Raw genomic sequence first — 21,781 nt, forward strand, 5'->3', positions numbered from 1 at the left:
ATGAGCGATACTGACGGAAAGAAACCCCTGGGTCTTGGTGGCGGCCGTTCGGGCCATGTGAAGCAGAGCTTCAGCCACGGCCGGACCCATAACGTGGTCGTCGAGACCAAGCGCAAGCGCGTGGTCGTGCCCGGCAAGGCCGGCGCAGCGGCTGGCGGCGGGCGCTCGGGCTCGCCCTCGGCCGTGTCGGGCGACCCGTCGAAACGTCCCGCCGGCATCTCGGATGCCGAGATGGAGCGGCGCATGGCCGCCCTGCGCGCCGCCAAGGCCCGCGAGGTCGAGGAAGCCGCGCAGCGCGTCGCCGAGGAAAAGGCCCGCGAGGAAGAACGCGAGCGCCGCCGCCTCGAACTGGAGGCCAAGGAGCGCGAGGAGCGCGAGCGCGAGGAAGCCCTGCGGCTGAAGGCCGAGGAGGACGAGCGCCGCGCCCGCGAAGCCGAGCTGCGCGAGAAGAAGAAGGCCGAGATCGCCAAGCCCAAGGCGGATGCACGCCCGGCCACCCCGGCCGACCGCGCCGCCGCCGAGGCCGCGGCCGTGCGCGCCGAGACCAAGGGCGTCAGCGCCGCCGGTCCGCGCAAGACCGACCGCGATCGCGACACCCGCGGCCCGGCCGACGACCGCGACAGCCGCAACAAGAGCCGCGACGACAGCCGCCGCACCGGCAAGCTGTCGCTCAGCCAGGCGCTGGACGGCGAAGGCGGGCGCCAGCGCAGCCTGGCGGCGATGAAACGCAAGCAGGAAAAGGCCCGGCAGAAAGCCATGGGCGGCAGCCAGCGCGCCGAAAAGCAGGTCCGCGACGTGCAGCTGCCCGAGACCATCGTGGTTTCGGAGCTGGCGAACCGCATGGCGGAACGGGTGGCGGATGTCATCAAGTCGCTGATGAAGATGGGCATGATGGTCACCGCCAACCAGTCCATCGACGCCGACACCGCCGAGCTGGTGATCGACGAATTCGGCCACAATGCCGTGCGCGTCTCGGATGCCGATGTGGAGCAGGTCATCGACCAGGTCGAGGACAAGCCCGAGGATCTGAAGCCGCGTGCGCCGATCATCACCATCATGGGTCACGTCGACCACGGCAAGACCTCGCTTCTGGATGCGATCCGTCACGCCAACGTGGTCTCGGGCGAGGCCGGCGGCATCACCCAGCATATCGGCGCCTATCAGGTGAAGGCGTCGAACGGCGCCACGCTGACCTTCCTCGACACGCCCGGCCACGCGGCCTTCACCTCGATGCGCGCCCGCGGCGCGCAGGTGACGGATATCGTCGTGCTGGTCGTGGCGGCGGATGACGCGGTCATGCCGCAGACGGTCGAGGCGATCAACCACGCCAAGGCGGCGAAAGTGCCGATGATCGTGGCGATCAACAAGATCGACAAGCCGACCGCAAACCCGCAGAAGGTCCGCACCGACCTGCTGCAACACGAGGTCGTCGTCGAGGCCATGTCCGGCGAGGTGCAGGACGTGGAAGTCTCGGCCAAGACCGGCCAGGGCCTGGACGAACTGCTGGAAGCCATCGCGCTGCAAGCCGAGATCCTGGAGCTGAAGGCCAATCCCGACCGTCCGGCGCAAGGCGCGGTGATCGAGGCCAAGCTGGACGTGGGCCGCGGTCCGGTCGCGACCGTGCTGGTGCAGAACGGCACGCTGAAGCGCGGCGATATCTTCGTCGTCGGCGAGCAGTGGGGCAAGGTCCGGGCGCTGATCAACGACAAGGGCGACCGCATCGACGCCGCCGGCCCCTCGGTCCCGGTCGAGGTGCTGGGCCTGAACGGAACGCCCGAAGCGGGCGACGTGCTGAACGTCGTCGAGACCGAGGCGCAGGCGCGCGAGATCGCGGATTACCGCATCCAGGCCGCCAAGGACAAGCGCGCCGCCGCCGGTGCCGCGATCACGCTGGACCAGATGCTGGCCAAGGCCAAGGCCGACGAGAACGTCGCCGAACTGCCGGTGGTCATCAAGGCCGACGTGCAGGGCTCGGCCGAGGCCATCGTCCAGGCGCTGGAAAAGATCGGCAACGACGAGGTGCGCGTCCGCGTGCTGCATTACGGCGTCGGCGCGATCACCGAATCGGATATCGGCCTGGCCGAGGCCAGCCAGGCGCCGGTCATCGGCTTCAACGTCCGGGCGAATGCGCCGGCTCGGAACGCCGCCAACCAGAAGGGTGTCGAGATCCGCTATTACTCGATCATCTACGACCTGGTGGATGACATCAAGGCGGCGGCCTCGGGCCTGCTTTCCGCCGAGGTGCGCGAGAACTTCATCGGCTATGCCGAGATCAAGGAAGTCTTCCGCGTCTCGGGTGTCGGCAATGTCGCCGGCTGCCTGGTGACCGAGGGCGTGGCGCGGCGCTCGGCCGGCGTGCGCCTGCTGCGCGACAACGTGGTGATCCACGAAGGCACGCTGAAGACGCTCAAGCGCTTCAAGGACGAGGTCAAGGAAGTGCAGTCCGGCCAGGAATGCGGCATGGCCTTCGAGAACTACGACGACATCCGCAAAGGCGATGTCATCGAGATCTTCGAGCGCGAGGAAGTGCAGCGCCAGCTGTGATCCGCGCGGACAAAAGCGACGGGCGGGCCTGCGGGTCCGCCCTTTTTCCTGCCGGGATCTTTACAGAACTGTAAAAAAGCGCCTGCCGAGCCCCGTCCCTGCCGGCAGGGCGCTTCCCTTGGATGCCCCGCAGCCCGGCCGCCTCTCTGCTGGCCCGATACCGGCCACCGGGTTCTCAGATGCCGCCAGATGCCGCCGCCGGAGGCTGGCGCCAGCACGATCCGCAAAAGGAAACGGGGCCCGCAATGGACCCCGTTCCGCTATCATGGGCACGTTTCTGTTGCGTCAGGCCAGGACGGGCTTGCCCTCATAGGTCTTGCTGCCTACTCGGACAACGATATTCCCGTTCGCCTGCTGCCTTTCAAAGATACCTTGGACAGAAATGCAGCTGCCGATCGTGATCGTGCGAATCATGTCCGATCTCCTCCTCTACAGGATTTCAGAATTGTCGCAAAATCGTTAAATGTTAACTACCAATGTCCAAGCTTCAGGCAAAATGATGATAAAGTTTCCGGCCTGCGTGATCGATATGTCTCATATCCAGTCGCGCAGGATGGGCAACAACGGCAAATCCGCAGGCGGCATCGGGTATTTGTTCAAATCCCGGGCGTGGGCCCAGGCCAGGTTCTGCCCCTCTTGCGGCATCGGCACGCCCTGCCAGCGCCGGCAGGCGAACAGCGGCATCAGCAGGTGGAAATCCTCATAGGCGTGGCTGGCAAAGGTCAGCGGCGCCAGGCAGGAATGCCAGGTCTCGATGCCCAGCTCCTCATGCAGCTCGCGGATCAGTGCGGCCTCGGGGGTCTCGCCCGGCTCGACCTTGCCGCCCGGGAACTCCCACAGGCCCGCGAGGGACTTGCCCTCGGGGCGCTGCGCCAGCAATACGCGGCCGTCCGCGTCGATCAGCGCGACGGCCGCGACAAGCACCGTCCTCATGAGCGGTAATCGGCGTTGATGTCGATGTAGCGATGCGTCAGGTCGCAGGTCCAGACCGTGCGCCTGCCCTTGCCCAGCCCCAGATCGACGCCGATGACCAGATGGTCGCGCTTCATATAGGCGCTGGCGGCGGCCTCGTCATAGGCCGGGGCGCGCCAGCCGTTCTCGGCCAGCACCATGTCGCCGAAGCGGATGGTCAGCCGGTCGCGCTCGGCCTCGGCCCCGGATTTGCCGACGGCCATGACCACGCGGCCCCAGTTCGCATCCTCGCCGGCGATGGCGGTCTTGACCAGCGGCGAATTGGCGATGGCCATGGCCACGCGATGCGCATCGGTGTCGCTGGCGGCACCGGTCACCTGCACCTCGACGAATTTCGTCGCGCCCTCGCCATCCTTGACCACCTGCTGCGCCAGGTCCAGCATGACCTGGGTCAGCGCCTTGCCGAAGGCCCGCGCCGGGGCCGAGCGCAGGTCGGTGATCGGCGCCGCCTTCGACTTGCCGGTCGCCGCCAGGATCAGCGCGTCCGAGGTCGAGGTGTCGCTGTCCACGGTGATGGCGTTGAAGGTCTGGTCCACGCGCGCCGACAGCATGCGCTGCAACAGCGCGGGCGCGATCTGCGCGTCGGTGAAGATATAGACCAGCATGGTAGCCATGTCGGGCGCGATCATGCCCGAGCCCTTGGCGATGCCGACGATGTTGATGGTGCCGCCATCGCCCTCGAAACTGGCGGCCGCGCCTTTCGGGAAGGTGTCGGTGGTCATGATCGCCCGCGCCGCGCCGGCAGCGCCGGCCGCGTCCAGGTTGGCGGCCAGATCGCCGATCACGGCGGTGATGCGCTCGGCCGGCAGCGGCTCGCCGATCACCCCGGTCGAGGAGGAAAACACCCGCTCGCGCGGCACCCCCAGCGCCTCGGCGACGCCGCCGGTGACGGCATCCACCGCCTCTTGCCCGTTCTTGCCGGTGAAGGCATTGGCGTTGCCCGAGTTCACAATGATCGCCGCACCGGCGCCGGTGTCCTGCTTTAGCGCCAGCTTGGCCTGGCAGTCGAGCACGCTGGCCGCGCGGGTCGAGGATTTGGTGAAGGCGCCGGCGATGGCCGTGCCCGGCGCCAGCCTGACCAGCATGACATCGGTGCGGCCCTGGTATTTTACCCCCGCCGCGCCCGAGGCGAACTCGGCGCCCTCGATCACCGGCAGGTCGGGAAAGCGCGCCGGCGCCAGCGGCGAGACCGGGTTCTTCGGCTTCACCGCGGCCGCCACCGCCGCCTCGGCCCGCGCCTCAAGGCCGGCGGCGGTTTCCTTCAGCGCGGCTTTCAGCTTTTTCAGCTTCTTCTTCAGCGCCTTCAGCTTTTCGGCCTCGGAAAGCCTGGACTTCTTGTCATCGGTCTTGGCCATCGCTCACTCTCCCAGGATGTCGGTCTTGTTCAGCAGGTCGGGGGCGAGCCCCTCGGTCTTTTCGACCTTGGCCTCGGCGACGCGCTTCTCGATCTCGGCCTGCACCTTGTCGCGGCGCACCTGCACGGCCAGCTGCTCCTTGATCTCGTCAAAGGCGGGGGGCGTGACCTCGCGCGTGTCGTTCAGCTTGATGACGTGCCAGCCGAACTGGGTCTCGACCGGCTCCGAAACCTGGCCCTTTTCCAGCGCCTTCACCGCCTCGGCAAAGGGCTCGACCATCTGCTCGGGCTGGAACCAGCCCAGGTCGCCCTTGTTCGGGCCGGAATTGTCGGTCGATTTCTCCTCGGCCAGCGCGCCGAAATCGGCGCCCTCCGCAAGCTGCTTGGCGATGGCCTCGGCCTCCTCCTTGGTCTTCACCAGGATATGGGCGGCGTTGTATTCGACGGCAGGCTCGGCCTGGCCGCCGAAGGCCTGGTCATAGGCGGCTTTCAACTCGGCCTCGCTCGGCTCGGCGCTCGCGACCTTCTCCAGCACCGAACCGGCCAGATAGGCGCGCTTCTCGATCTCCAGCGCCACGGTATCGCGCTTGCTCAGCGGCTCGGCCGTCTGGGCGACGGCGGTCTGGCGGATCATCTGGTCCAGCATCAGGTCCCACAGCGCCGAATCCGGCAGGCCCTGCGTGGTCTGCGCATCCAGCCCCTGCCGCATGGCGACCATCTGGCCCAGCGTGATCGCCTCGCCATTGACGGTGGCGACGGCCGTATCAGCATCCTGCGCCAGGGCGGGCAAGGCCGGGACAGCCCCCGAGAGCAGCACGGAGACGGCGAGAAGCGGTTTCAGCATAGGTTTCCCCTTCGTGGGACGGCGCGTCCACGCAGAGGTGAACGGGCGCAAGCGTTGACAGTGGGCCGGCCGGGGCATACATCCGGCGCAACCGAAAATGCGCGCCCGTCGCCGTTTTTCCGGCCCAAGTGATAGGGCAAGGCGAATGGTGCCGGCAAGTGGGCGGAACGTCCCGCGCACCCCCAGATACGCGATTTTGAAGGTTCATATGCTCGGCATCGGAAACTTGGCAAAACTGGTCTTTGGCACGCCCAACGACCGCAAGGTGAAATCGGTCCGCCCGCTGGTGGCCCAGATCAACGGGCTGGAGGAAAAATTCCGCGCCCTGTCCGACGCCGAGCTGATCGGCAAGACCCGCGAATTGCAGGGCCGCGCGCAGTCGGGCGAGGATCTGGACAAGCTTCTGCCCGAGGCCTTTGCCAATTGCCGCGAGGCGGCCCGTCGCGCGCTTGGCCTGCGCGCCTTCGACACCCAGCTGATGGGCGGCGTCTTCCTGCACCAGGGCAATATCGCCGAGATGAAGACCGGCGAGGGCAAGACCCTGGTCGCGACCTTCCCGGCCTATCTGAACGCGCTGGCGGGCAAGGGCGTGCATGTCGTCACCGTCAACGACTATCTGGCGAAACGCGACGCGCATTGGATGGGCAAGGTCTTCGCCCAGCTTGGCATGACCACCGGCGTGGTCTACCCGTTCCAGGACGATGCCGAGAAGCGCGCCGCCTACCAGGCCGACGTGACCTATGCCACCAACAACGAGCTGGGCTTCGACTACCTGCGCGACAACATGAAGGGCTCGATCGAGCAGATGACCCAGCGCGGGCATTTCTTCGCCATCGTGGACGAGGTCGACTCGATCCTGATCGACGAGGCGCGGACGCCGCTGATCATCTCTGGCCCCAGCCAGGACCGCAGCGAGCTCTACAAGACGCTCGACAGGTTCATGCCGGAGCTCACGCCCGAACATTACAAGCTGGACGAAAAGACCCGCAACGCCACCTTTACCGAGGAAGGCAACGAGTTCCTCGAAAAGCGCCTGCAAGCCGCCGGCATCCTGCCCGAGGGCCAGACGCTCTACGATCCGGAATCGACCACCATCGTCCACCACGTCAACCAGGCGCTGCGGGCGCACAAGCTGTTCCTGCGCGACCAGCACTATATCGTGCGCGACGACGAGGTGGTGCTGATCGACGAATTCACCGGCCGGATGATGAAGGGCCGGCGCCTGTCCGACGGGCTGCACCAGGCCATCGAGGCCAAGGAAGGCGTCGCCATCCAGCCCGAGAACGTGACGCTGGCCTCGGTCACCTTCCAGAACTATTTCCGGCTCTACGGCAAGCTCTCGGGCATGACCGGCACCGCCGCCACCGAGGCCGAGGAATTTGCCGAGATCTACAAGCTCGGCGTGGTCGAGGTGCCGACCAACCGCCCGGTGCAGCGCATCGACGAGCATGACCGCGTCTATCGCACCGCCACCGAGAAATACGCCGCCGTGATCGAGGCGATCAAGGAGGCCCATAAAAAGGGCCAGCCGATCCTGGTCGGCACCACCAGCATCGAGAAATCCGAGATGCTGTCGCAGATGCTGACCAAGGAGGGCATCCAGCACAACGTGCTGAACGCCCGCCAGCACGAGCAGGAGGCCAAGATCGTCGCCGATGCCGGCAAGCTGGGCGCGGTGACCATCGCCACCAACATGGCCGGCCGCGGCACCGACATCCAGCTGGGCGGCAATGTCGAGATGAAGGTGATGGAGGCGCTGGCCGCCGATCCCGAAGCCAACCCCGACGAGGTGCGCGCCCGCATCGAGGCCGAGCACGCGGCCGAGAAACAGGCGGTGCTGGACGCGGGCGGCCTTTTCGTGCTGGCGACCGAACGCCACGAAAGCCGCCGCATCGACAACCAGCTGCGCGGCCGCTCGGGCCGCCAGGGCGACCCCGGCCGCTCGCTGTTCTTCCTGTCGCTGGAAGACGACCTGATGCGCATCTTCGGCTCGGAACGGCTGGACAAGGTGTTGTCCACGCTGGGGATGAAGGATGGCGAGGCCATCGTCCACCCCTGGGTGAACAAGTCGCTGGAGCGCGCCCAGGCCAAGGTCGAGGGCCGCAACTTCGACATCCGCAAGCAGCTGCTGAAATTCGACGACGTGATGAACGACCAGCGCAAGGCGATCTTCAGCCAGCGCCTGGAGATCATGCATACCGACGAGGTCGAGGATGTCGCCGCCGACATGCGCGCGCAGGTGATCGACGACCTGATCGACCGGCACCTGCCGCCCCGCGCCTATGCCGAGCAATGGGATGTCAAGGGCCTGCGCGACGCGGTGATCGACAAGCTGAACATGGACCTGCCGATCGCCGACTGGGCGGCCGAGGACGGCGTGGACCAGGAGGCGATCCGGGAACGCATCCAGCAGGCCACCGACGCCTATATGGCGCAGAAGACCGAACAGTTCGGCCCCGAGAACATGCGCCAGATCGAAAAGCAGGTGCTGCTGCAACAGATCGACAGCAAATGGCGCGAGCATCTGGTGACGCTGGAACACCTGCGCTCGGTCGTGGGCTTCCGCGGCTACGCGCAGCGCGACCCGCTGTCGGAATACAAGACCGAGGGTTTCCAGCTGTTCGAGACCATGCTGGACGGGCTGCGCTTCGACGTGACCCAGCAGCTGGCCCGCATCCGCCCGCTGACCGATGCCGAGCGCGAGCAGATGCTGCGCGAATACCAGCAGCAGCAGGCGGCCGCCGAGGCGCAGATGCACCCTGAGCACGAGGAGGCCGAGGGCGGCGAGGTCTCGGGTCGGGTCGCCGGCTTCGACGAGACCGACCCCACCACCTGGGGCAACCCGTCGCGCAACGATCCCTGCCCCTGCGGCTCGGGCAGGAAGTTCAAGCATTGCCACGGCGCGCTGGCATGAGTTGGGGGCCTTCGGGCCCCTTTTTCATGCGCAGTGCGAATTGCTCGCCTGGCATGGGTATTTGAGCAACGAAGAAGCACAGGGCGCCGCGCCCGGATCTTCTCTGTTGCCCAAATACCCATTGCGGCCGCGAAAGCCGCGCCGCGTTTCCTAATCGGGCACCAGCATGTAGCCGGTGCCGCGCACGGTTTGCAGATAGCGCGGCTCCTTGGGATCGGGCTCGATCTTGCGGCGCAGCCGGGTGATCTGCACGTCGATGGCGCGTTCCGAGTTCTCGCTCGCCTCCTCCGCGGGGCTGCGGCCCAGATCCTCGATCAGCGCGCTCCGGCTGACCGGCTGGCGCGGCGTATCGGCCAAGCGCTTCAGCAGCGCCTGTTCGGTCCCGGTCAGGCGCAGCGGCGCGTCGCCCTGCCACAGCTCGCCCTTGTCGGCATCGTAGCGCAGATGGCCCAGCGACAGGAATTTCGGCCCCTTGGGCTCGGCCGCCGGGATGCGGCGCAGGATGGCGGCGATGCGCAAGAGCAGCTCTCGCGGCTCGAAGGGTTTCGGCAGATAGTCGTCGGCGCCGCTCTCGAAGCCCTCGATGCGGTCCCCGGTCTCGCCCCTGGCGGTCAGCAGCAGGATCGGCGTCGTCATGTGCTTGCGCAGGTCGCGGGTCAGCGAGAACCCGTCCTCGCCCGGCATCATCACGTCAAGCACGATCAGGTCGAAATCCAGCCCGTCGAGCAGGCGCCGGGCATGAGCGGCGTCGCGCGCCGTCGTCACCAGGAAATCGTTGCGCATCAGGAAGCGGCGCAGCAGACTGCGGATGCGTTCGTCGTCATCGACGACCAGGATATGGGCCGCAGGCTGCGGATCGGGAGCGGTCATGGCGCGTCGGGCAGTTCTTTCAGCGCACGATACTGGCGCAGGGTGTCGCGGTCCATCATCGCCTCCAACACCTGCCGGAAGCCCGCGACCGCCTGCGGCCCGGCGGCGCGATAGGCGGCGCGCATGCGGGCGCGCTGCGCCTCGGAGAGCCGGCGTTCCAGCGCCGCGCCCTTCTCGGTCAGGTAGAGCTGCCGCTCGCGCCGGTCGCGGCGGCCGATGCGGTTTTCGACCAGCCCGTCCTCGATCAGCGTGCGCAGCACCCGGTTCAGCGACTGCTTGGTCACGCCCAGCACGTCCAGAAGCGCCGTCACTGTCAGGCCCGGCTCGCGATGGATGAAATGAATGGCCCGGTGATGGGCGCGGCCGTAATCCAGTTCGGCCAGAATCAGGTCGGGATCGGCGGTAAAGGCGCGATAGGCGAAGAACATCGCCTCGATCCCGCGGCGAAGCTGATCGTCCGTCAGAAACAGCAGGCTTTCCCCGCCTGCCGGCGCGACATTCACCTTGTTCTGCATGGCCTTCCCTTCACTGCATGGCCCTTATTACGTCAGACTTGTTGACTTTCCAACCATGAATGGATAGCCCAGACGTCAAGTTGCGCAACTTTCTTTGCCAGACATGCTCTGACGGCGCAACATTCCGCAAACAGAACCGGCCGGAGGGAAAAATGGCGGGCGCATATGATGATCGTGACGGCAAGATCTGGATGGATGGCAAGCTGGTGGAGTGGCGCGAGGCGAATGTCCACATCCTGACCCATGCGCTGCACTATGCCAGCTCGGTGTTCGAGGGCGAGCGCTGCTACAGCGGCAAGATCTTCAAGGGCCACGAGCATTCGCTGCGGCTGATCGAATCGGCCCGGCTGCTGGACATGCAGTCGCCCTATAGCGCCGAGGAGATCGACCGTGCCAAGCAGGAGGTGTTGGAGGCCAACGGCTTCAAGGACGCCTATGTCCGCGCGGTGATGTGGCGCGGCTCGGGAGAGGACATGGGGGTTTCCGCCCGCCGCAACCCGGTGCGCATGGCCGTCGCCGCCTGGGAATGGGGCAGCTATTACGGCGATGCGAAATGGCAGGGCGCGAAACTGGACATTGCCAAGTGGAAGCGGCCCAGCCCCGAGACCATCCCCACCGCCGCCAAGGCCGCCGGGCTTTACATGATCTGCACCATGTCCAAGCACGCCGCCGAGGAAAAGGGTTGCTCGGACGCGCTGTTCATGGACTGGGAGGGCTATGTCGCCGAGGCCACCGGCGCCAACATCTTCTTCGTCAAGGATGGCGAGGTGCACACGCCCCTGGCCGACCGCTTCCTGAACGGCATCACCCGGCAGACCGTCATCCAGATGCTGAAGGACAACGGCACCGCCGTGCATGAGCGCCGCATCAAGCCCGAGGAACTGGCCGGCTTCCAGGAATGCTTCCTCACCGGCACCGCGGCCGAGGTGACCCCGGTCGGGCAGATCGGCGATTGGCATTTCCAGGTGGGCGACACCACCCGCAAGATCGCCGAGGATTACGAAAAGCTGGTCCGCGCCTGATCGGGGGATGAAATGAAAACCGGCCGGGCGACAGCCCCGGCCGGTTTCGCATTGCTGGGTCAAGGGTCAGACCCGGTGGCCGCGCTCGATCCGGGCGAATTCGGCGGCGCGGCGATTCGCCGCCTCGCTGCGGGCGCGTGGCCGCATGCGCAAGGCGGCGATGGCCGGATGAAGGCCGGATTCGCGTTCCTGCCGCGTATAGTATTGCGTGCGGCCGGAACTGCTTTCCTGACTGCGATCTGCGATATGTCTGGTCATTTCGGTCTTCCTCCCGCGCGGGAGTATAGCGCGGATGCGGGGGCATTTCACCCCCTGCCGGAGGAACTGCGACCTTCAGGCCGCCTTGATGCCGGGCGCCGCCGCCAGCATGGCGTGCAAAGCCACCGGATCCTCGTTGGCGCGCAGCTTGGCGCGCAGGTCCTGGTCGCGCAGCGTGCGCGAGACCAGGGCCAGCGCCTTCAGGTGATCGACGCCGGAATTCTTGGGCGCCAACAGCGCAAAGATCAGGTCCACCGGCTGGCGGTCCACCGCATCGAAATCCAGCGGCTTTTCCAGCCGCAGGAACAGGCCCACCACATGGTCGAGCCCGTGCAGCCGGGCATGCGGCAATGCCACGCCATGGCCGACGCCGGTGGGGCCCAGGCTTTCGCGTTCCTGGAGCGCGTCCAGCGTCTGGGCGGCGTCCACGCCGTAGACCGCCCGCGCCTGCTCGGCGATTTCCTGGAACAGCCGTTTCTTGCTGGTGGTCTGGCTCATCGTCCGCACGGCGGCGGGGGAGAGAATGTCGCTGATCTGCATGTCGCCCGAAAATTGTCAGGTCCCGGCTGCGGGCCGCGCAGCCGGGACGTTTGGTTCAACAAGACTGCCCTTCTGTGTCAGTCTAGCCCAGGTTGCGGGGGTCGATCCAGCCCACGTTGCCGTCCTCGCGGCGGTGAACCACGTTCACGCCCCCATGTTTCTCGTTGCGGAAGACCAGCAGCGGGCTGCCGGCCAGTTCCATCTGCATCACCGCCTCGCCGACCGAGAGGGTGGGCACGCGGGTCTCCATCTCGGCGATGATCATGGGTTGCAGGCCGTCCGCCTGGGTTTCCCATTCGTCCTCATCGGCGGCCAGCACATACATCCCCGCCTGCTCGAATTCAACCGGCTGGGTCCGGTCCTTGTAGTGATCCTTGAGCCGGCGCTTGTAGCGGCGCAGCTGCTTGTCCATCCGCTCGCGGCACTGTTCGAAGGCCGCGTAGATATCGGTGGCCGCACCCTTGGCCTGGGCGGTCAGCCCGGTCGAAAGATGCACCACGGCATCGCAGATGAATTCATGCGCGTTGCGGGAAAAGATGACCGTCGCATCCGTCGGGCGTTGCGAATATTTCTCAACGGTTTCACCCAGTTCGGTCTTGACGTGAGTCGAAAGCGCATCGCCCACGTCGATCTGTTTTCCGCTGATCTGGTAGCGCATGGTGGTCCGTCCTTTCGGTTGCCCGGTCTTGTCGTCAACGCCCTCGCGCAGGCGCTGCGTTCGGGTTTCTCGGCCGGGCGTCCTGCCCGGCCATATCCTCATTTGGTGATAGCCATGCCGCCGTGTCAACGGCTGCGCGCAGGGGATCGGCACGTCCTCGCGTTCAGTTCATGCGGAAGGTTTCGCCCAGATAGACGCGGCGGACCTGCGGATCGGCGACGATCTCGGCCGTGGTGCCGGATTTCAGCACATGGCCGTCGTGCAGGATATAGGCGCGGTCGACGATTTCCAGCGTCTCGCGCACGTTGTGATCGGTGATCAGCACGCCGATTCCGCGGCTTTTCAGGTCGTGGACCAGGGCGCGGATCTCGCCCACGGCGATCGGATCGACGCCGGCGAATGGTTCGTCCAGAAGCAGATAGGCCGGATCGGCTGCAAGGCAGCGGGCGATCTCGACCCGGCGCCGCTCGCCCCCCGACAGCGCCATGGCCGAGGCGCCGCGCAGATGGCCGATCGAGAAATCGCCCAACAGTTCCTCCAGCCGCTCGCGGCGCTGGTGGACATGCGGCTCGACCAGTTCCAGCACCGCCATGATGTTCTGCTCGACCGTCAGGCCGCGAAAGATCGACATCTCCTGCGGCAGGTAGCCGATGCCCATCTGGGCGCGGCGATACATCGGCAGGCGCGTCGCATCCTGCCCGTCGATCAGCACCTGGCCCGAATCAGGCGCGACCAGCCCGGCCACGCAATAGAAGCAGGTGGTCTTGCCCGAGCCGTTCGGCCCCAGGAGCGCCACCACCTCGCCGCGTTCCAGGTCCAGCGCCACGTCGCGGATCACCGGCCGGTTGCGATAGGATTTGCGCAGGCCGCGGACCCGCAGCCCCTGTTTCTCGGACATGGCGTCAGTTCTCCGGCTGCAAGACGCTGCGCACCCGGCCCGAGGCGTTGGCGGTGCCGCTTTCCAGGTTCACCGTCACCTTGTCGCCGGCCAGCAGATTGCCGCCCTGGGTCAGAAGCACGTCGCCGGTCAGCACGATGGTGCCGGTCTCGACATCGTAATCGGCCGCCTGGGCCTCGGCCGCGTCCTCGCCGCTGGCCAGGGTAACGTTGCCCTGGGCATGCAGCGCGCTGATGCGGCGCTGGTCGCCCTGGGCATAGGTCACCGTCACGCTGTCCGCCGACAGCCGCATCGCGCCCTGGCCGATCAGCACATTGCCGGAAAACGTCGCCTGGCCGGTCTTCTGATCCACGGTCAGCGAATCGGCCGTGACCTCGACCGGCTGCTTGACATCCTGCGCATTGCCGAAGCCGGTGGCCTGGCCCAGAGCCGCGCCCGCCGCCAGCGCAAGCGACAGGATCACGGGCAAAAGCGGTCCGGGCCGGATCATCGGATTTCCTTTCTGGCGCCTGAGGGCCCCTTGCGCGGGAGTCGGCGCCGGGTCATGGCCGGTATATCAAGCGAACTCCGCCACTCAAATCAAGAACGTGATCGCCGCTGCCCTGCCCCGAGGGCCGCAGCTCCATCCGGCCCGCCGTCAGCTCGCCGAAGGGAGCGCGGACATTGACCTCCTCCTCGGACACCAGCGTGCCCTCGGCGGTCGAGGCCAGCAGTTCCGGCGCGGTCAGCACCCAGCCGTCGGCGGTGGTCATGCGCACCCCCTCGCCCAGCCGGACCTGCTGGCCTTGCAGCGAGGCCGCGCCGGCACTGACATCCGCCGCCCGCCCGTCCTGCGCGCGCAGGGTCATCCGCACCGCCTGCGCCAGCCCCTCGCCCTTTTCGCCGCCCGGCCGCGCCTCGCTGGCCGAGATGCTGAGCTGCGCCCCGTCGCGGGTCACGCCGGCATAGGTCGGGCTGGTCACCGCCTGCCGCTCGGCCAGTTCGCGCGGGTCCACATCGGCATAGGGAATGCTCGCCTCGGGATCGGGCTTGCGGCCCAGAAGGAACAACACCGACAGGATCGCCAGCGCGGTCAGCGGCAAGAGCACGCGCAACCAGGCCACGATGCAGGAACGGGTGGTCACGGCTAGACAAGCCCCGTGCGCAGGAAGTCGTGGATGTGGATCAGCCCCGCCGGCGCCCCCTCGGGCGTGACCACGAACAGGCAGGTGATGCGGCGCGCCTGCATCTCGGCCAGCGCCGCCTCGGCCAGCGCATCCGGGCCGATGGTGCGCGGGTTGCGAGTCATCACCTCGGCGGCGGTATGGTCCAGCAGCCCCTGCATGTGCCGCCGCAGGTCGCCATCGGTGATGATGCCGGTCAGCCGCCCCCGGGCATCGGTGACGCCGGTCACGCCGAAGCTTTTCTGGCTCATGGTCAGCAGCGCATCGGCCATGGGTGCGGTCTCGGGGACCAGCGGCATCTCCTGATGCATCAGGTCGGCCACGCGAGACAGTTTCGCCCCCAGCTTGCCACCGGGATGGAAGGTGCGGAAATGCTCGGGCGTGAACTTTCGATGCTCCATCAGCGCGACGGCCAGCGCGTCCCCCAGCGCCATGGTCATGGTGGTCGAGGTGGTGGGCACGATGCCGGTGCCGCAGGCCTCGGGCGCCGCGGGCAGGACCAGCGCCACGTCGGCCTGGCGCAGCAGCGTCGATTGCGGCCGCCCGGCGACGCCGATCAGCGGGATCTGGAAGCGGCGGGTATGGGCGACGATATCGGCGATCTCGGGCGTCTCGCCGGAATTGGACAGCACCAGCGCCACGTCGCCCTGCGTGACCATGCCCAGGTCGCCATGGCTCGCCTCGGCCGGATGGACGAATTGCGCCGGCGTCCCGGTCGAGGCCAGCGTCGCCGCGATCTTGCGCCCGACATGGCCGGACTTGCCCATGCCCGAGACGACGACCCGGCCACGGGCCACCAGAATGGCCTCGACCGCGCGGTCGAAGCTGTCGCCAAGGCTGTCGGCCAGCAGGGCCAGCCCCTCGGCCTCGGTGCGGATCACCCGGCGGGCGGTGTCGAGATATGCGCTCATGGCCCGCTATCTAGTGCTGGAAGATGTCGTTTTCATCCCCCCAGCCCAGCAGGTCCAGATGGGCGCGGGCGGGAAGGAAGTCGAAACAGGCTTGGGCCAGCCCCAGCCGTCCCTCGCGCGCCAGCCGCTTTTCCAGCTCGGCCTTCAGCGCGTGCAGATACAGCACGTCCGAGGCGGCATATTCCAGCTGCGCCTCGGACAGCTCCGCCGCGCCCCAGTCGCTGGTCTGCTGCTGCTTGGAGATATCGACGCCGACCAGTTCCGAAAGCAGGTATTTCAGCCCGTGCCGGTCGGTATAGGTGCGCACCATCTTGCTGGCGATCTTGGTGCACCAGACCGGCTTCGTCACCACGCCGAAGGCCGCCTCCAGCGCGGCGATGTCGAAGCGGCCGAAATGGAACAGCTTCAGCACCTCGGGATCGGTCAGCATCCGCGTCAGGTTCGGCGCCTCGCGCTGACCCTTGGCGATCTGCACCAGATGCGCGTTGCCGTCGCCCGAGGACAGCTGCACCAGGCACAGCCGGTCGCGGCGCGGGTCGAGCCCCATCGTCTCGGTGTCGATGGCCACGACCGGACCCAGGTCCAGATCGTCCGGCAGGTCGTTTTGATAAAGGGTGATGGTCATCTGTGGCTTCTCGGGGCTGCGGGTTCGGCCTGCTGTAACCCCTTTGCCCCCGCCTGCGCCAGCCCCGGCGTCGGGAGTCGGCAGGCTGCGGCCCATCGACACATCCGCGCCGGCAAGTGGCGCAGAAGCGCAACAATCCCGACTGTTTCACTCTCCTTGAAGCAAAATTCCCGAGTAAAATACTTGTGCATCCCGAACCCACGCCTATAACTCGCGCCAGTTTCGAACGAATCAAGGCAATGACCATGAAATTGCGCCGTATCATCCCGCTGGCGGGCGTGTCCTCGCTTGCCCTGGCGACAGCCCTTTACGCCCAGAATGCCGAGACCGTCATCCTGAATCCGATCACCCTGGTCGCCGACGGCCAGGAGAATGTCGAGGCGACCGGTGGCGTTTCCGTCACCGCCGAGGACATCGAGGCGATGCAGCCCGCCGATGTCTCGGAACTGTTCGCGCGCGATTCCGCGATCACCGTCTCGGGCGGCGCCGGCCCGTCCAAGCGCATCCATGTCTTCGGGCTGGAGCAGTCGAACCTGGCCGTCACCGTGGACGGCGTGCCGCAAGGACCAACCAGCTGGCACCATACCGGCTCGAACGTCGTTGACCCGGCCTTCCTGAAATCGGTCGAGGTCGAGGCCGGCGCCGCCGCCGCCGATGCCGGCTTCGGCGCTGCCGCCGGTGCGGTGCGCTATGAAACGGTCGGCGCCAAGGACCTGCTGACCGACGGCCGCAACCAGGGCGGCCGCGTCGGCCTGTCCTATGGTTCGAACGGCCGCGGCCTCTCGGCTTCGCTGGCCGGCTATGGCGTCTACGAGGGCTTCGACTGGTTCGCCATGATCCATGGCACCGACGGTGACAATTACGAAGCCGGCGGCGGGCTGGAAATGGATGGAACCGAGCCCGCAGTCCGCGGCGCGCTGGTGAAGCTGGGCTACGAGTTCGACACCCATCGTGTCGAACTGGCCTATGACCGGACCGAGGACGACGCCGACCGCACCATCAAGATGAACATGGACCTGTATCCGACCCGCCCCGAACGGCCGGTGGATCGCGGCGTCTATCCGCTGAAGGTCTCTCGCGATACGCTGACGCTGAAATACACCTCGACTGCCCCCAGCGACGCTTGGGATCCCGAGGCGATGGTCTTCGTCAGCCGCAACAAATACGAGCGCCCGGACTACGTCCCGAACGATGACGATCCGGATACCAGGGACTTCAACGGCGATATGATCCTGGAAAATCAGACCATCGGCGGCAAGCTGCAAAACACCTATACGCTGGGGCAGGGCAGGATCACCGCAGGCGTGGACTGGGCTTATGACGATTATTATGTCGACAACTACGGCGCCACAGACCGGCGTTACTGGACCATGGACACGATGCAGATCGGCGCCTTCGTCCAGGGCCGTTTCGAATTCGACAACGGCATCGACCTGTCGACCGGCCTGCGGCTGGACCACCACCGCTTCACCGATTTCAACGGCGGCCGCCACTCGGATACCGGCGCCAGCGTGAACGGCACGGTCTCCTATGAGTTCGCAGAAGGCTACGAGGTCTTTGCCGGCGCCTCGCATACCTGGCTGGGCCACACCTTTGGCGAATACGCGCTGTTGCACGCCCGCACGGCCGATCTTTACGTCGCCGACGATTACAAGACCTCCAGCGCCCGCAACATCAAGTTGGGCCTGAACGCCGATCAGGGCAACTGGACCGGTAACCTGACCTTCTTCGATACCCGGCTGAAGGACATGGGCGAGCTGGTCTTTGACAGTGAACCCTATTACCTCGACAATGTCGCCGAATACCGCAGCAAGGGCTTCACCCTGCAAGCCGCCTACAGCTGGGGCAGCGGTCGCGTTGGCGGCAGCTTCACCAAGGCGGACGTGACCCAGGACGGCGAGGAAGCGCTGCCGAATGGCGGCACCGCGGTGCCAGTCGGCAAGGTCGCCACCCTCTATGCCGATCAAGAAATCCCGCAATACAACGCCAAGGTCGGCGCCACGGTGGAATGGGCCGACAAGCTGTCGGGCGATTACCTCACCGAGGCCGGCTTCTCGGAAGCACCCAGCTATACCGTCCTGAACCTTTACGGCGAATGGCGGCCGGAAAGCTACCAGAACATCGTCGTGCATCTGGGCGTGGATAACGTCTTCGACCGCAAATATTCTGAACGGTCCAGCTATGTCCAACGAGACCCGAGCGGCGTGCAGCCGCTCTACGCCCCCGGCCGCACCGTCACGCTGGGCGTGAAGATGGACTTCTGATCCATCCCGGCAGACGCATAGGAAAGGCCCCCTCCGTGGGGGCCTTTTCCATGGCTGATCCGACAAAATTGATATTTGAAATATCAAGATCACCATGCTACACATCCATCATCAAGGATTGGAAATCAACGCATGATGACCTCGGCCCAGATGCGTGCGGCGCGTGCCCTTCTTGGCATCGACCAGAAGCGGCTCGCCGAACTCTCGGGCCTGTCGGTCCCGACCATCCAGCGCATGGAGGCCAGCGACGGCAATGTGCGCGGCGTGGTCGAAAGCCTGACCCGCGTGGTCGAGGCGCTGGAGGCCGCCGGGGTCGAGCTGATCGGCGAGGGCGCCGCCAGCCCCTCGGGCGGGCGCGGCGTGCGGCTGAAATCCGGTCCGCAGACGTAACCGCGACGGCGACCGCCGACGAGAGCCGACGATCCCGCCGCCTCCTTGACCGAGGTGCGGCTCCAGATGAACCAACAGGCAAGCGCGGCGCCCGGATTTGCGCCGCTGTTCACCCCGAAACTGCTCACCGTCCTGCGCGAGGGCTATGGCGCGGCCGAGCTGCGCGCCGATGCCCTGGCCGGGCTGACCGTCGCCATCGTGGCGCTGCCGCTATCCATGGCCATCGCCATCGCCTCCGGCGCGAGCCCGGCGCAGGGGCTCTATACCGCCATCATCGGCGGCTTCCTGGTCTCGGCGCTTGGCGGCTCGCGCCATCAGATCGGCGGGCCGGCGGGGGCCTTCATCGTGCTGGTGGCCGGCATCGTGGCGCAGCACGGCATGTCGGGGCTGATCCTGGCGACCTTCATGTCGGGGCTGATGCTGGTCGCCATCGGGCTGCTCAGGCTGGGCACCTTCATCAAGTTCATCCCCTTCCCGGTGACGGTCGGCTTCACCGCCGGCATCGCCGTCATCATCTTCACCAGCCAGCTGAAGGAGATCTTCGGCCTGACGCTGGCCCATGAGCCGGGCGAGCTGGTCGAGAAGATCCCCGCCCTCTGGCAGGCCCGCGCCAGCCTGTCCCCCGCCGCGCTGGGGATCGCGCTGGGAACGATCGCGGTGATCCTGGGGCTGAAGCGCGCCCGGCCGCACTGGCCCGGCATGCTGATCGCCGTGGCCCTGGCGGCGGGCGTCACCGCAGCGACGGGGGCGGATGTCGCGACCATCGGCAGCCGGTTCGGCGGCATCCCCTCGACCCTGCCCGCCCCGGCGCTGCCGGAGCTGTCGCCGGACAGGGTGCTGACGCTCTTGCCCGCCGCCCTGTCGCTGACGCTGCTCGGCGCCATCGAATCGCTGCTGTCGGCGGTTGTCGCGGACGGCATGACCGGCCGCCGCCATCGCTCGAATTGCGAGCTGGTGGCGCAGGGCGTGGCCAATATCGGCTCGGCGCTGTTCGGCGGCATCTGCGTCACCGGCACCATCGCGCGGACCGCGACCAATGTGCGCGCCGGCGCGCATGGGCCAGTGGCCGGGATGCTGCATGCGCTGTTCCTGCTGGGCTTCATGCTGCTGGCGGCGCCGCTGGCCTCCTATATCCCGCTGGCGGCGCTGGCCGGCGTGCTGGCGGTCGTGGCCTGGAACATGATCGAGAAGCCGGCCATCGCCATCCTGCTGCGCTCGGGCTGGGGCGAGGCGGCGGTGCTGGCGGTCACCTTCGGGCTGACCATCTTCCGCGACCTGACCGAGGCCATCGTGGTGGGCCTGGCGCTCGGCTCGGTGCTGTTCATCCAGCGCATGAGCCAGGCCGTGGGGGTCGAGGCGCTGGTCGGCGCCGACATGGCCGACAGCGCCCGGCCGCGCCCGGACCAGCCGCAGCCGCGCGACGTGGTGGTCTATCGCATTTCGGGGGCGCTGTTCTTCGGCGCCACGGCCTCGATCGGCTCGGTGCTGGACCGCATCCAGGACGGGTTCCGGGTTCTGGTGGTGGATTTCAGTGCCGTGCCCTTCCTGGATTCCACCGGCGCCAACATGATCGAGGGGCTGGCGCAGAAGGCACAGCGCCGCGGCATCGCGCTGTGGCTGACCGGCACCAGCCGCGACATCCGCCGAGTGCTGCTGACCCATGGGCTGCGGCGGCCGCTGGTGCATTACGCGCCCACGGTCGATGAGGCGCTGCGCCGGCGTCACGGGTCATAGCGATTCGGCGCGGGCAGCGTCCGCTTTGGCGCCTTGCCTCCGGCGGGGGTATTTTTCCAACGGTGAAGACAGGCGTCGGGAAAAGGGCGGCTCGATGGCCGCCCTGCGCCGTTTCAGCCCATGCGCTCGGAGGCGTAGCTTCCGGGCGAGGCCGGGAAGACGACGGTCTTGTTGCCGTTCAGGAACACCCGGCGGTGGATATGGGCGTGGATGGCGCGGGCCAGAACCTGGCTTTCCACGTCGCGGCCGAGGCTGACATAGTCCTCGGGCGATTGCGCATGCGTCACCCGGATAATGTCCTGCTCGATGATCGGGCCCTCGTCCAGATCGGCGGTCACGTAATGGCTGGTCGCGCCGATCAGCTTCACCCCGCGCTCGAAGGCCTGCTTGTAGGGATTGGCGCCCTTGAAGCTCGGCAGGAAGGAATGGTGGATATTGATGATCCGCCCCGACATCTTCTTGCACAGGGCATCCGACAGCACCTGCATGTAGCGCGCCAGAACCACCAGCTCGGCGCCCGAATCCTCGACCACCGCCATCAGCTGCGCCTCGGCCTGGGGCTTGTTCTCCTTCGTCACCTTGATGCAGTGGAAGGGGATGTCGTGGTTCACCACCACCTTCTGATAGTCCATGTGGTTCGAGATCACCGCCACGATCTCGATCGGCAAGGCCCCGATGCGCCAGCGATAGAGCAGGTCGTTCAGGCAATGCCCGAAGCGGCTGACCATGATCACCACCTTCATCTTCTCGGCCTCGTCATGGATGGCATAGTCCATGCCGAAGGGTTTGGCCGGCTCGGCCAGGCCCGCGCGCAGGTCTTCCAGCCCCACGCCCTCCTCCGAGACGAAGCTCACCCGCATGAAGAAGCGGCCGGTCTCGATGTCGTCGAATTGCGAGCTGTCGGTGATGTTGCAGCCATGCTCGGCCAGAAAGCCGGCCACGGTGGCGACGATGCCGCGGGTCGAGGGACAGGCGACCGTCAGCGTGTATTTCTTCATCTGGCTCTCCACTGAAAGGGCCCAAGGCCCCGATGTCTTCCGTGTGCAAATATCCTCTGGGGGTCCGGGGGGCGAAGCGCCCCCGGCCCGGCGCCGCGCCCGGGCGGTCAGCTCGCCGCCCTCCCGAGATCGAGCTCGGGCCAGCCATGGGCCCGGCAGCAGGCGGTCAGCGTGTTGGCGAGCAGGCAGGCGATGGTCATCGGCCCGACGCCGCCCGGCACCGGGGTGATGGCGCCGGCGACCGCGGCCGCGCCCTCGAAATCCACGTCGCCGACCAGCCGCGCCCGGCCCGCCTCCTCGATGCGGT

21 protein-coding genes and 1 pseudogene are annotated in these 21,781 nt (G+C 66.9%); 6 read left to right on the top strand and 16 right to left on the bottom strand.

Annotated elements, in window-relative coordinates; translation table 11 throughout:
* Positions 1 to 2,544 (top strand): translation initiation factor IF-2, encoded by a 2,544-nt coding sequence (infB, locus tag AQY21_RS15190; RefSeq protein WP_058098462.1) that lies wholly within the window; start codon positions 1 to 3, stop codon positions 2,542 to 2,544.
* Between the two features lie 285 nt (positions 2,545 to 2,829).
* Here infB and AQY21_RS30025 read toward each other — a convergent pair whose 3' ends face one another.
* The 4 genes from AQY21_RS30025 to AQY21_RS15210 all read right to left on the bottom strand — a co-directional run bounded on the left by AQY21_RS30025 (position 2,830) and on the right by AQY21_RS15210 (position 5,714).
* Positions 2,830 to 2,958 (bottom strand): hypothetical protein, encoded by a 129-nt coding sequence (locus tag AQY21_RS30025; protein WP_036758202.1) that lies wholly within the window; start codon positions 2,956 to 2,958, stop codon positions 2,830 to 2,832.
* A 120-nt stretch (positions 2,959 to 3,078) separates the two neighbouring features.
* A complete protein-coding gene (gene mutT / locus AQY21_RS15200) occupies positions 3,079 to 3,477 on the bottom strand; it encodes an 8-oxo-dGTP diphosphatase MutT (protein ID WP_058098463.1) in 399 nt (132 codons plus the stop codon).
* Positions 3,474 to 4,871 (bottom strand): bifunctional glutamate N-acetyltransferase/amino-acid acetyltransferase ArgJ, encoded by a 1,398-nt coding sequence (gene argJ, locus AQY21_RS15205; protein WP_082658125.1) that lies wholly within the window; start codon positions 4,869 to 4,871, stop codon positions 3,474 to 3,476. The genes mutT and argJ overlap by 4 nt, the downstream gene beginning before the upstream one ends.
* Positions 4,872 to 4,874: 3 nt before the next feature.
* The gene (locus AQY21_RS15210; RefSeq protein ID WP_058098464.1) at positions 4,875 to 5,714 is read right to left on the bottom strand and encodes a peptidylprolyl isomerase; all 840 of its coding nucleotides are present in this window, start codon (positions 5,712 to 5,714) and stop codon (positions 4,875 to 4,877) included.
* Between the two features lie 208 nt (positions 5,715 to 5,922).
* Here AQY21_RS15210 and secA point away from each other — a divergent pair, with 208 nt between their 5' ends.
* Positions 5,923 to 8,628, top strand: a complete 2,706-nt coding sequence (gene secA, locus AQY21_RS15215; RefSeq protein ID WP_058098465.1) for a preprotein translocase subunit SecA — start codon at positions 5,923 to 5,925, stop codon at positions 8,626 to 8,628.
* A 150-nt stretch (positions 8,629 to 8,778) separates the two neighbouring features.
* Here the strand turns inward: secA and AQY21_RS15220 are convergent, their stop codons facing one another.
* Positions 8,779 to 9,498 carry a response regulator gene (locus AQY21_RS15220; RefSeq protein WP_058098466.1) on the bottom strand — a complete coding sequence of 240 codons (720 nt, stop codon included), beginning with the start codon at positions 9,496 to 9,498 and terminating at the stop codon, positions 8,779 to 8,781.
* Positions 9,495 to 10,013: a MarR family winged helix-turn-helix transcriptional regulator gene (locus tag AQY21_RS15225; RefSeq protein WP_058098467.1), complete on the bottom strand. Its 519-nt coding sequence runs from the start codon at positions 10,011 to 10,013 to the stop codon at positions 9,495 to 9,497. The genes AQY21_RS15220 and AQY21_RS15225 overlap by 4 nt, the downstream gene beginning before the upstream one ends.
* Before the next feature lie 152 nt (positions 10,014 to 10,165).
* Between AQY21_RS15225 and AQY21_RS15230 the strand changes: the two genes are divergently transcribed.
* Positions 10,166 to 11,035 carry a branched-chain amino acid aminotransferase gene (locus AQY21_RS15230; RefSeq protein ID WP_058098468.1) on the top strand — a complete coding sequence of 290 codons (870 nt, stop codon included), beginning with the start codon at positions 10,166 to 10,168 and terminating at the stop codon, positions 11,033 to 11,035.
* Positions 11,036 to 11,101: 66 nt separating this feature from the next.
* Here AQY21_RS15230 and AQY21_RS15235 read toward each other — a convergent pair whose 3' ends face one another.
* The 8 genes from AQY21_RS15235 to AQY21_RS15270 form a co-directional block, all read right to left on the bottom strand.
* On the bottom strand, positions 11,102 to 11,293 hold the full coding sequence (locus AQY21_RS15235; protein ID WP_058098469.1) for a hypothetical protein: 192 nt from the start codon (positions 11,291 to 11,293) through the stop codon (positions 11,102 to 11,104).
* Between the two features lie 75 nt (positions 11,294 to 11,368).
* Entirely contained in the window at positions 11,369 to 11,833 is a 465-nt protein-coding gene (locus AQY21_RS15240) for a PTS sugar transporter subunit IIA (protein WP_011748883.1), read from the bottom strand.
* Positions 11,834 to 11,915: 82 nt separating this feature from the next.
* Positions 11,916 to 12,491, bottom strand: coding sequence for a ribosome hibernation-promoting factor, HPF/YfiA family (gene hpf, locus AQY21_RS15245; protein ID WP_058098470.1), 576 nt, complete (start codon positions 12,489 to 12,491; stop codon positions 11,916 to 11,918).
* 163 nt (positions 12,492 to 12,654) lie between these two features.
* Complete coding sequence (lptB, locus tag AQY21_RS15250; protein WP_058098471.1) at positions 12,655 to 13,389, bottom strand: LPS export ABC transporter ATP-binding protein; 735 nt, start codon at positions 13,387 to 13,389, stop codon at positions 12,655 to 12,657.
* 4 nt (positions 13,390 to 13,393) lie between these two features.
* The gene (gene lptA, locus AQY21_RS15255; RefSeq protein WP_058098472.1) at positions 13,394 to 13,879 is read right to left on the bottom strand and encodes a lipopolysaccharide transport periplasmic protein LptA; all 486 of its coding nucleotides are present in this window, start codon (positions 13,877 to 13,879) and stop codon (positions 13,394 to 13,396) included.
* A gap of 52 nt (positions 13,880 to 13,931) precedes the next feature.
* Entirely contained in the window at positions 13,932 to 14,513 is a 582-nt protein-coding gene (locus AQY21_RS15260) for a hypothetical protein (protein ID WP_058098473.1), read from the bottom strand.
* A gap of 2 nt (positions 14,514 to 14,515) precedes the next feature.
* Positions 14,516 to 15,463, bottom strand: a complete 948-nt coding sequence (locus AQY21_RS15265; protein ID WP_058098474.1) for an SIS domain-containing protein — start codon at positions 15,461 to 15,463, stop codon at positions 14,516 to 14,518.
* Positions 15,464 to 15,473: 10 nt separating this feature from the next.
* Positions 15,474 to 16,088 (bottom strand): ribonuclease D, encoded by a 615-nt coding sequence (locus AQY21_RS15270; protein ID WP_058098475.1) that lies wholly within the window; start codon positions 16,086 to 16,088, stop codon positions 15,474 to 15,476.
* A 245-nt stretch (positions 16,089 to 16,333) separates the two neighbouring features.
* On the opposite strand from AQY21_RS15270, the gene AQY21_RS15275 reads away from it, so the two are divergent.
* From AQY21_RS15275 to AQY21_RS15285, 3 genes are all read left to right on the top strand, one after another.
* The gene (locus AQY21_RS15275) at positions 16,334 to 18,352 is read left to right on the top strand and encodes a TonB-dependent receptor domain-containing protein (protein ID WP_058098487.1); all 2,019 of its coding nucleotides are present in this window, start codon (positions 16,334 to 16,336) and stop codon (positions 18,350 to 18,352) included.
* Between the two features lie 132 nt (positions 18,353 to 18,484).
* Positions 18,485 to 18,742 (top strand): helix-turn-helix domain-containing protein, encoded by a 258-nt coding sequence (locus AQY21_RS15280; RefSeq protein WP_058098476.1) that lies wholly within the window; start codon positions 18,485 to 18,487, stop codon positions 18,740 to 18,742.
* 66 nt (positions 18,743 to 18,808) lie between these two features.
* Complete coding sequence (locus tag AQY21_RS15285) at positions 18,809 to 20,476, top strand: SulP family inorganic anion transporter (protein WP_058098488.1); 1,668 nt, start codon at positions 18,809 to 18,811, stop codon at positions 20,474 to 20,476.
* Between the two features lie 113 nt (positions 20,477 to 20,589).
* On the opposite strand, the gene purU is transcribed toward AQY21_RS15285, so the two are convergent.
* Positions 20,590 to 21,474 carry a formyltetrahydrofolate deformylase gene (gene purU / locus AQY21_RS15290; RefSeq protein WP_058098477.1) on the bottom strand — a complete coding sequence of 295 codons (885 nt, stop codon included), beginning with the start codon at positions 21,472 to 21,474 and terminating at the stop codon, positions 20,590 to 20,592.
* A 107-nt stretch (positions 21,475 to 21,581) separates the two neighbouring features.
* A pseudogene (locus tag AQY21_RS15295) lies at positions 21,582 to 21,781 on the bottom strand (bifunctional methylenetetrahydrofolate dehydrogenase/methenyltetrahydrofolate cyclohydrolase); the annotation flags it as partial.

The organism is Paracoccus sp. MKU1, assembly GCF_001447385.1.
In the GTDB taxonomy this organism is placed as follows: domain Bacteria; phylum Pseudomonadota; class Alphaproteobacteria; order Rhodobacterales; family Rhodobacteraceae; genus Paracoccus.

Bases quoted from the DNA above. Each gene is read 5' to 3' on its own strand.
- infB (WP_058098462.1), top strand. From the start codon at position 1: ATGAGCGATACTGACGGAAAGAAACCCCTGGGTCTTGGTGGCGGCCGT.
- AQY21_RS30025 (WP_036758202.1), bottom strand. From the start codon at position 2,958: ATGATTCGCACGATCACGATCGGCAGCTGCATTTCTGTCCAAGGTATC.
- mutT (WP_058098463.1), bottom strand. From the start codon at position 3,477: ATGAGGACGGTGCTTGTCGCGGCCGTCGCGCTGATCGACGCGGACGGC.
- argJ (WP_082658125.1), bottom strand. From the start codon at position 4,871: ATGGCCAAGACCGATGACAAGAAGTCCAGGCTTTCCGAGGCCGAAAAG.
- AQY21_RS15210 (WP_058098464.1), bottom strand. From the start codon at position 5,714: ATGCTGAAACCGCTTCTCGCCGTCTCCGTGCTGCTCTCGGGGGCTGTC.
- secA (WP_058098465.1), top strand. From the start codon at position 5,923: ATGCTCGGCATCGGAAACTTGGCAAAACTGGTCTTTGGCACGCCCAAC.
- AQY21_RS15220 (WP_058098466.1), bottom strand. From the start codon at position 9,498: ATGACCGCTCCCGATCCGCAGCCTGCGGCCCATATCCTGGTCGTCGAT.
- AQY21_RS15225 (WP_058098467.1), bottom strand. From the start codon at position 10,013: ATGCAGAACAAGGTGAATGTCGCGCCGGCAGGCGGGGAAAGCCTGCTG.
- AQY21_RS15230 (WP_058098468.1), top strand. From the start codon at position 10,166: ATGGCGGGCGCATATGATGATCGTGACGGCAAGATCTGGATGGATGGC.
- AQY21_RS15235 (WP_058098469.1), bottom strand. From the start codon at position 11,293: ATGACCAGACATATCGCAGATCGCAGTCAGGAAAGCAGTTCCGGCCGC.
- AQY21_RS15240 (WP_011748883.1), bottom strand. From the start codon at position 11,833: ATGCAGATCAGCGACATTCTCTCCCCCGCCGCCGTGCGGACGATGAGC.
- hpf (WP_058098470.1), bottom strand. From the start codon at position 12,491: ATGCGCTACCAGATCAGCGGAAAACAGATCGACGTGGGCGATGCGCTT.
- lptB (WP_058098471.1), bottom strand. From the start codon at position 13,389: ATGTCCGAGAAACAGGGGCTGCGGGTCCGCGGCCTGCGCAAATCCTAT.
- lptA (WP_058098472.1), bottom strand. From the start codon at position 13,879: ATGATCCGGCCCGGACCGCTTTTGCCCGTGATCCTGTCGCTTGCGCTG.
- AQY21_RS15265 (WP_058098474.1), bottom strand. From the start codon at position 15,463: ATGAGCGCATATCTCGACACCGCCCGCCGGGTGATCCGCACCGAGGCC.
- AQY21_RS15270 (WP_058098475.1), bottom strand. From the start codon at position 16,088: ATGACCATCACCCTTTATCAAAACGACCTGCCGGACGATCTGGACCTG.
- AQY21_RS15275 (WP_058098487.1), top strand. From the start codon at position 16,334: ATGAAATTGCGCCGTATCATCCCGCTGGCGGGCGTGTCCTCGCTTGCC.
- AQY21_RS15280 (WP_058098476.1), top strand. From the start codon at position 18,485: ATGATGACCTCGGCCCAGATGCGTGCGGCGCGTGCCCTTCTTGGCATC.
- AQY21_RS15285 (WP_058098488.1), top strand. From the start codon at position 18,809: ATGAACCAACAGGCAAGCGCGGCGCCCGGATTTGCGCCGCTGTTCACC.
- purU (WP_058098477.1), bottom strand. From the start codon at position 21,474: ATGAAGAAATACACGCTGACGGTCGCCTGTCCCTCGACCCGCGGCATC.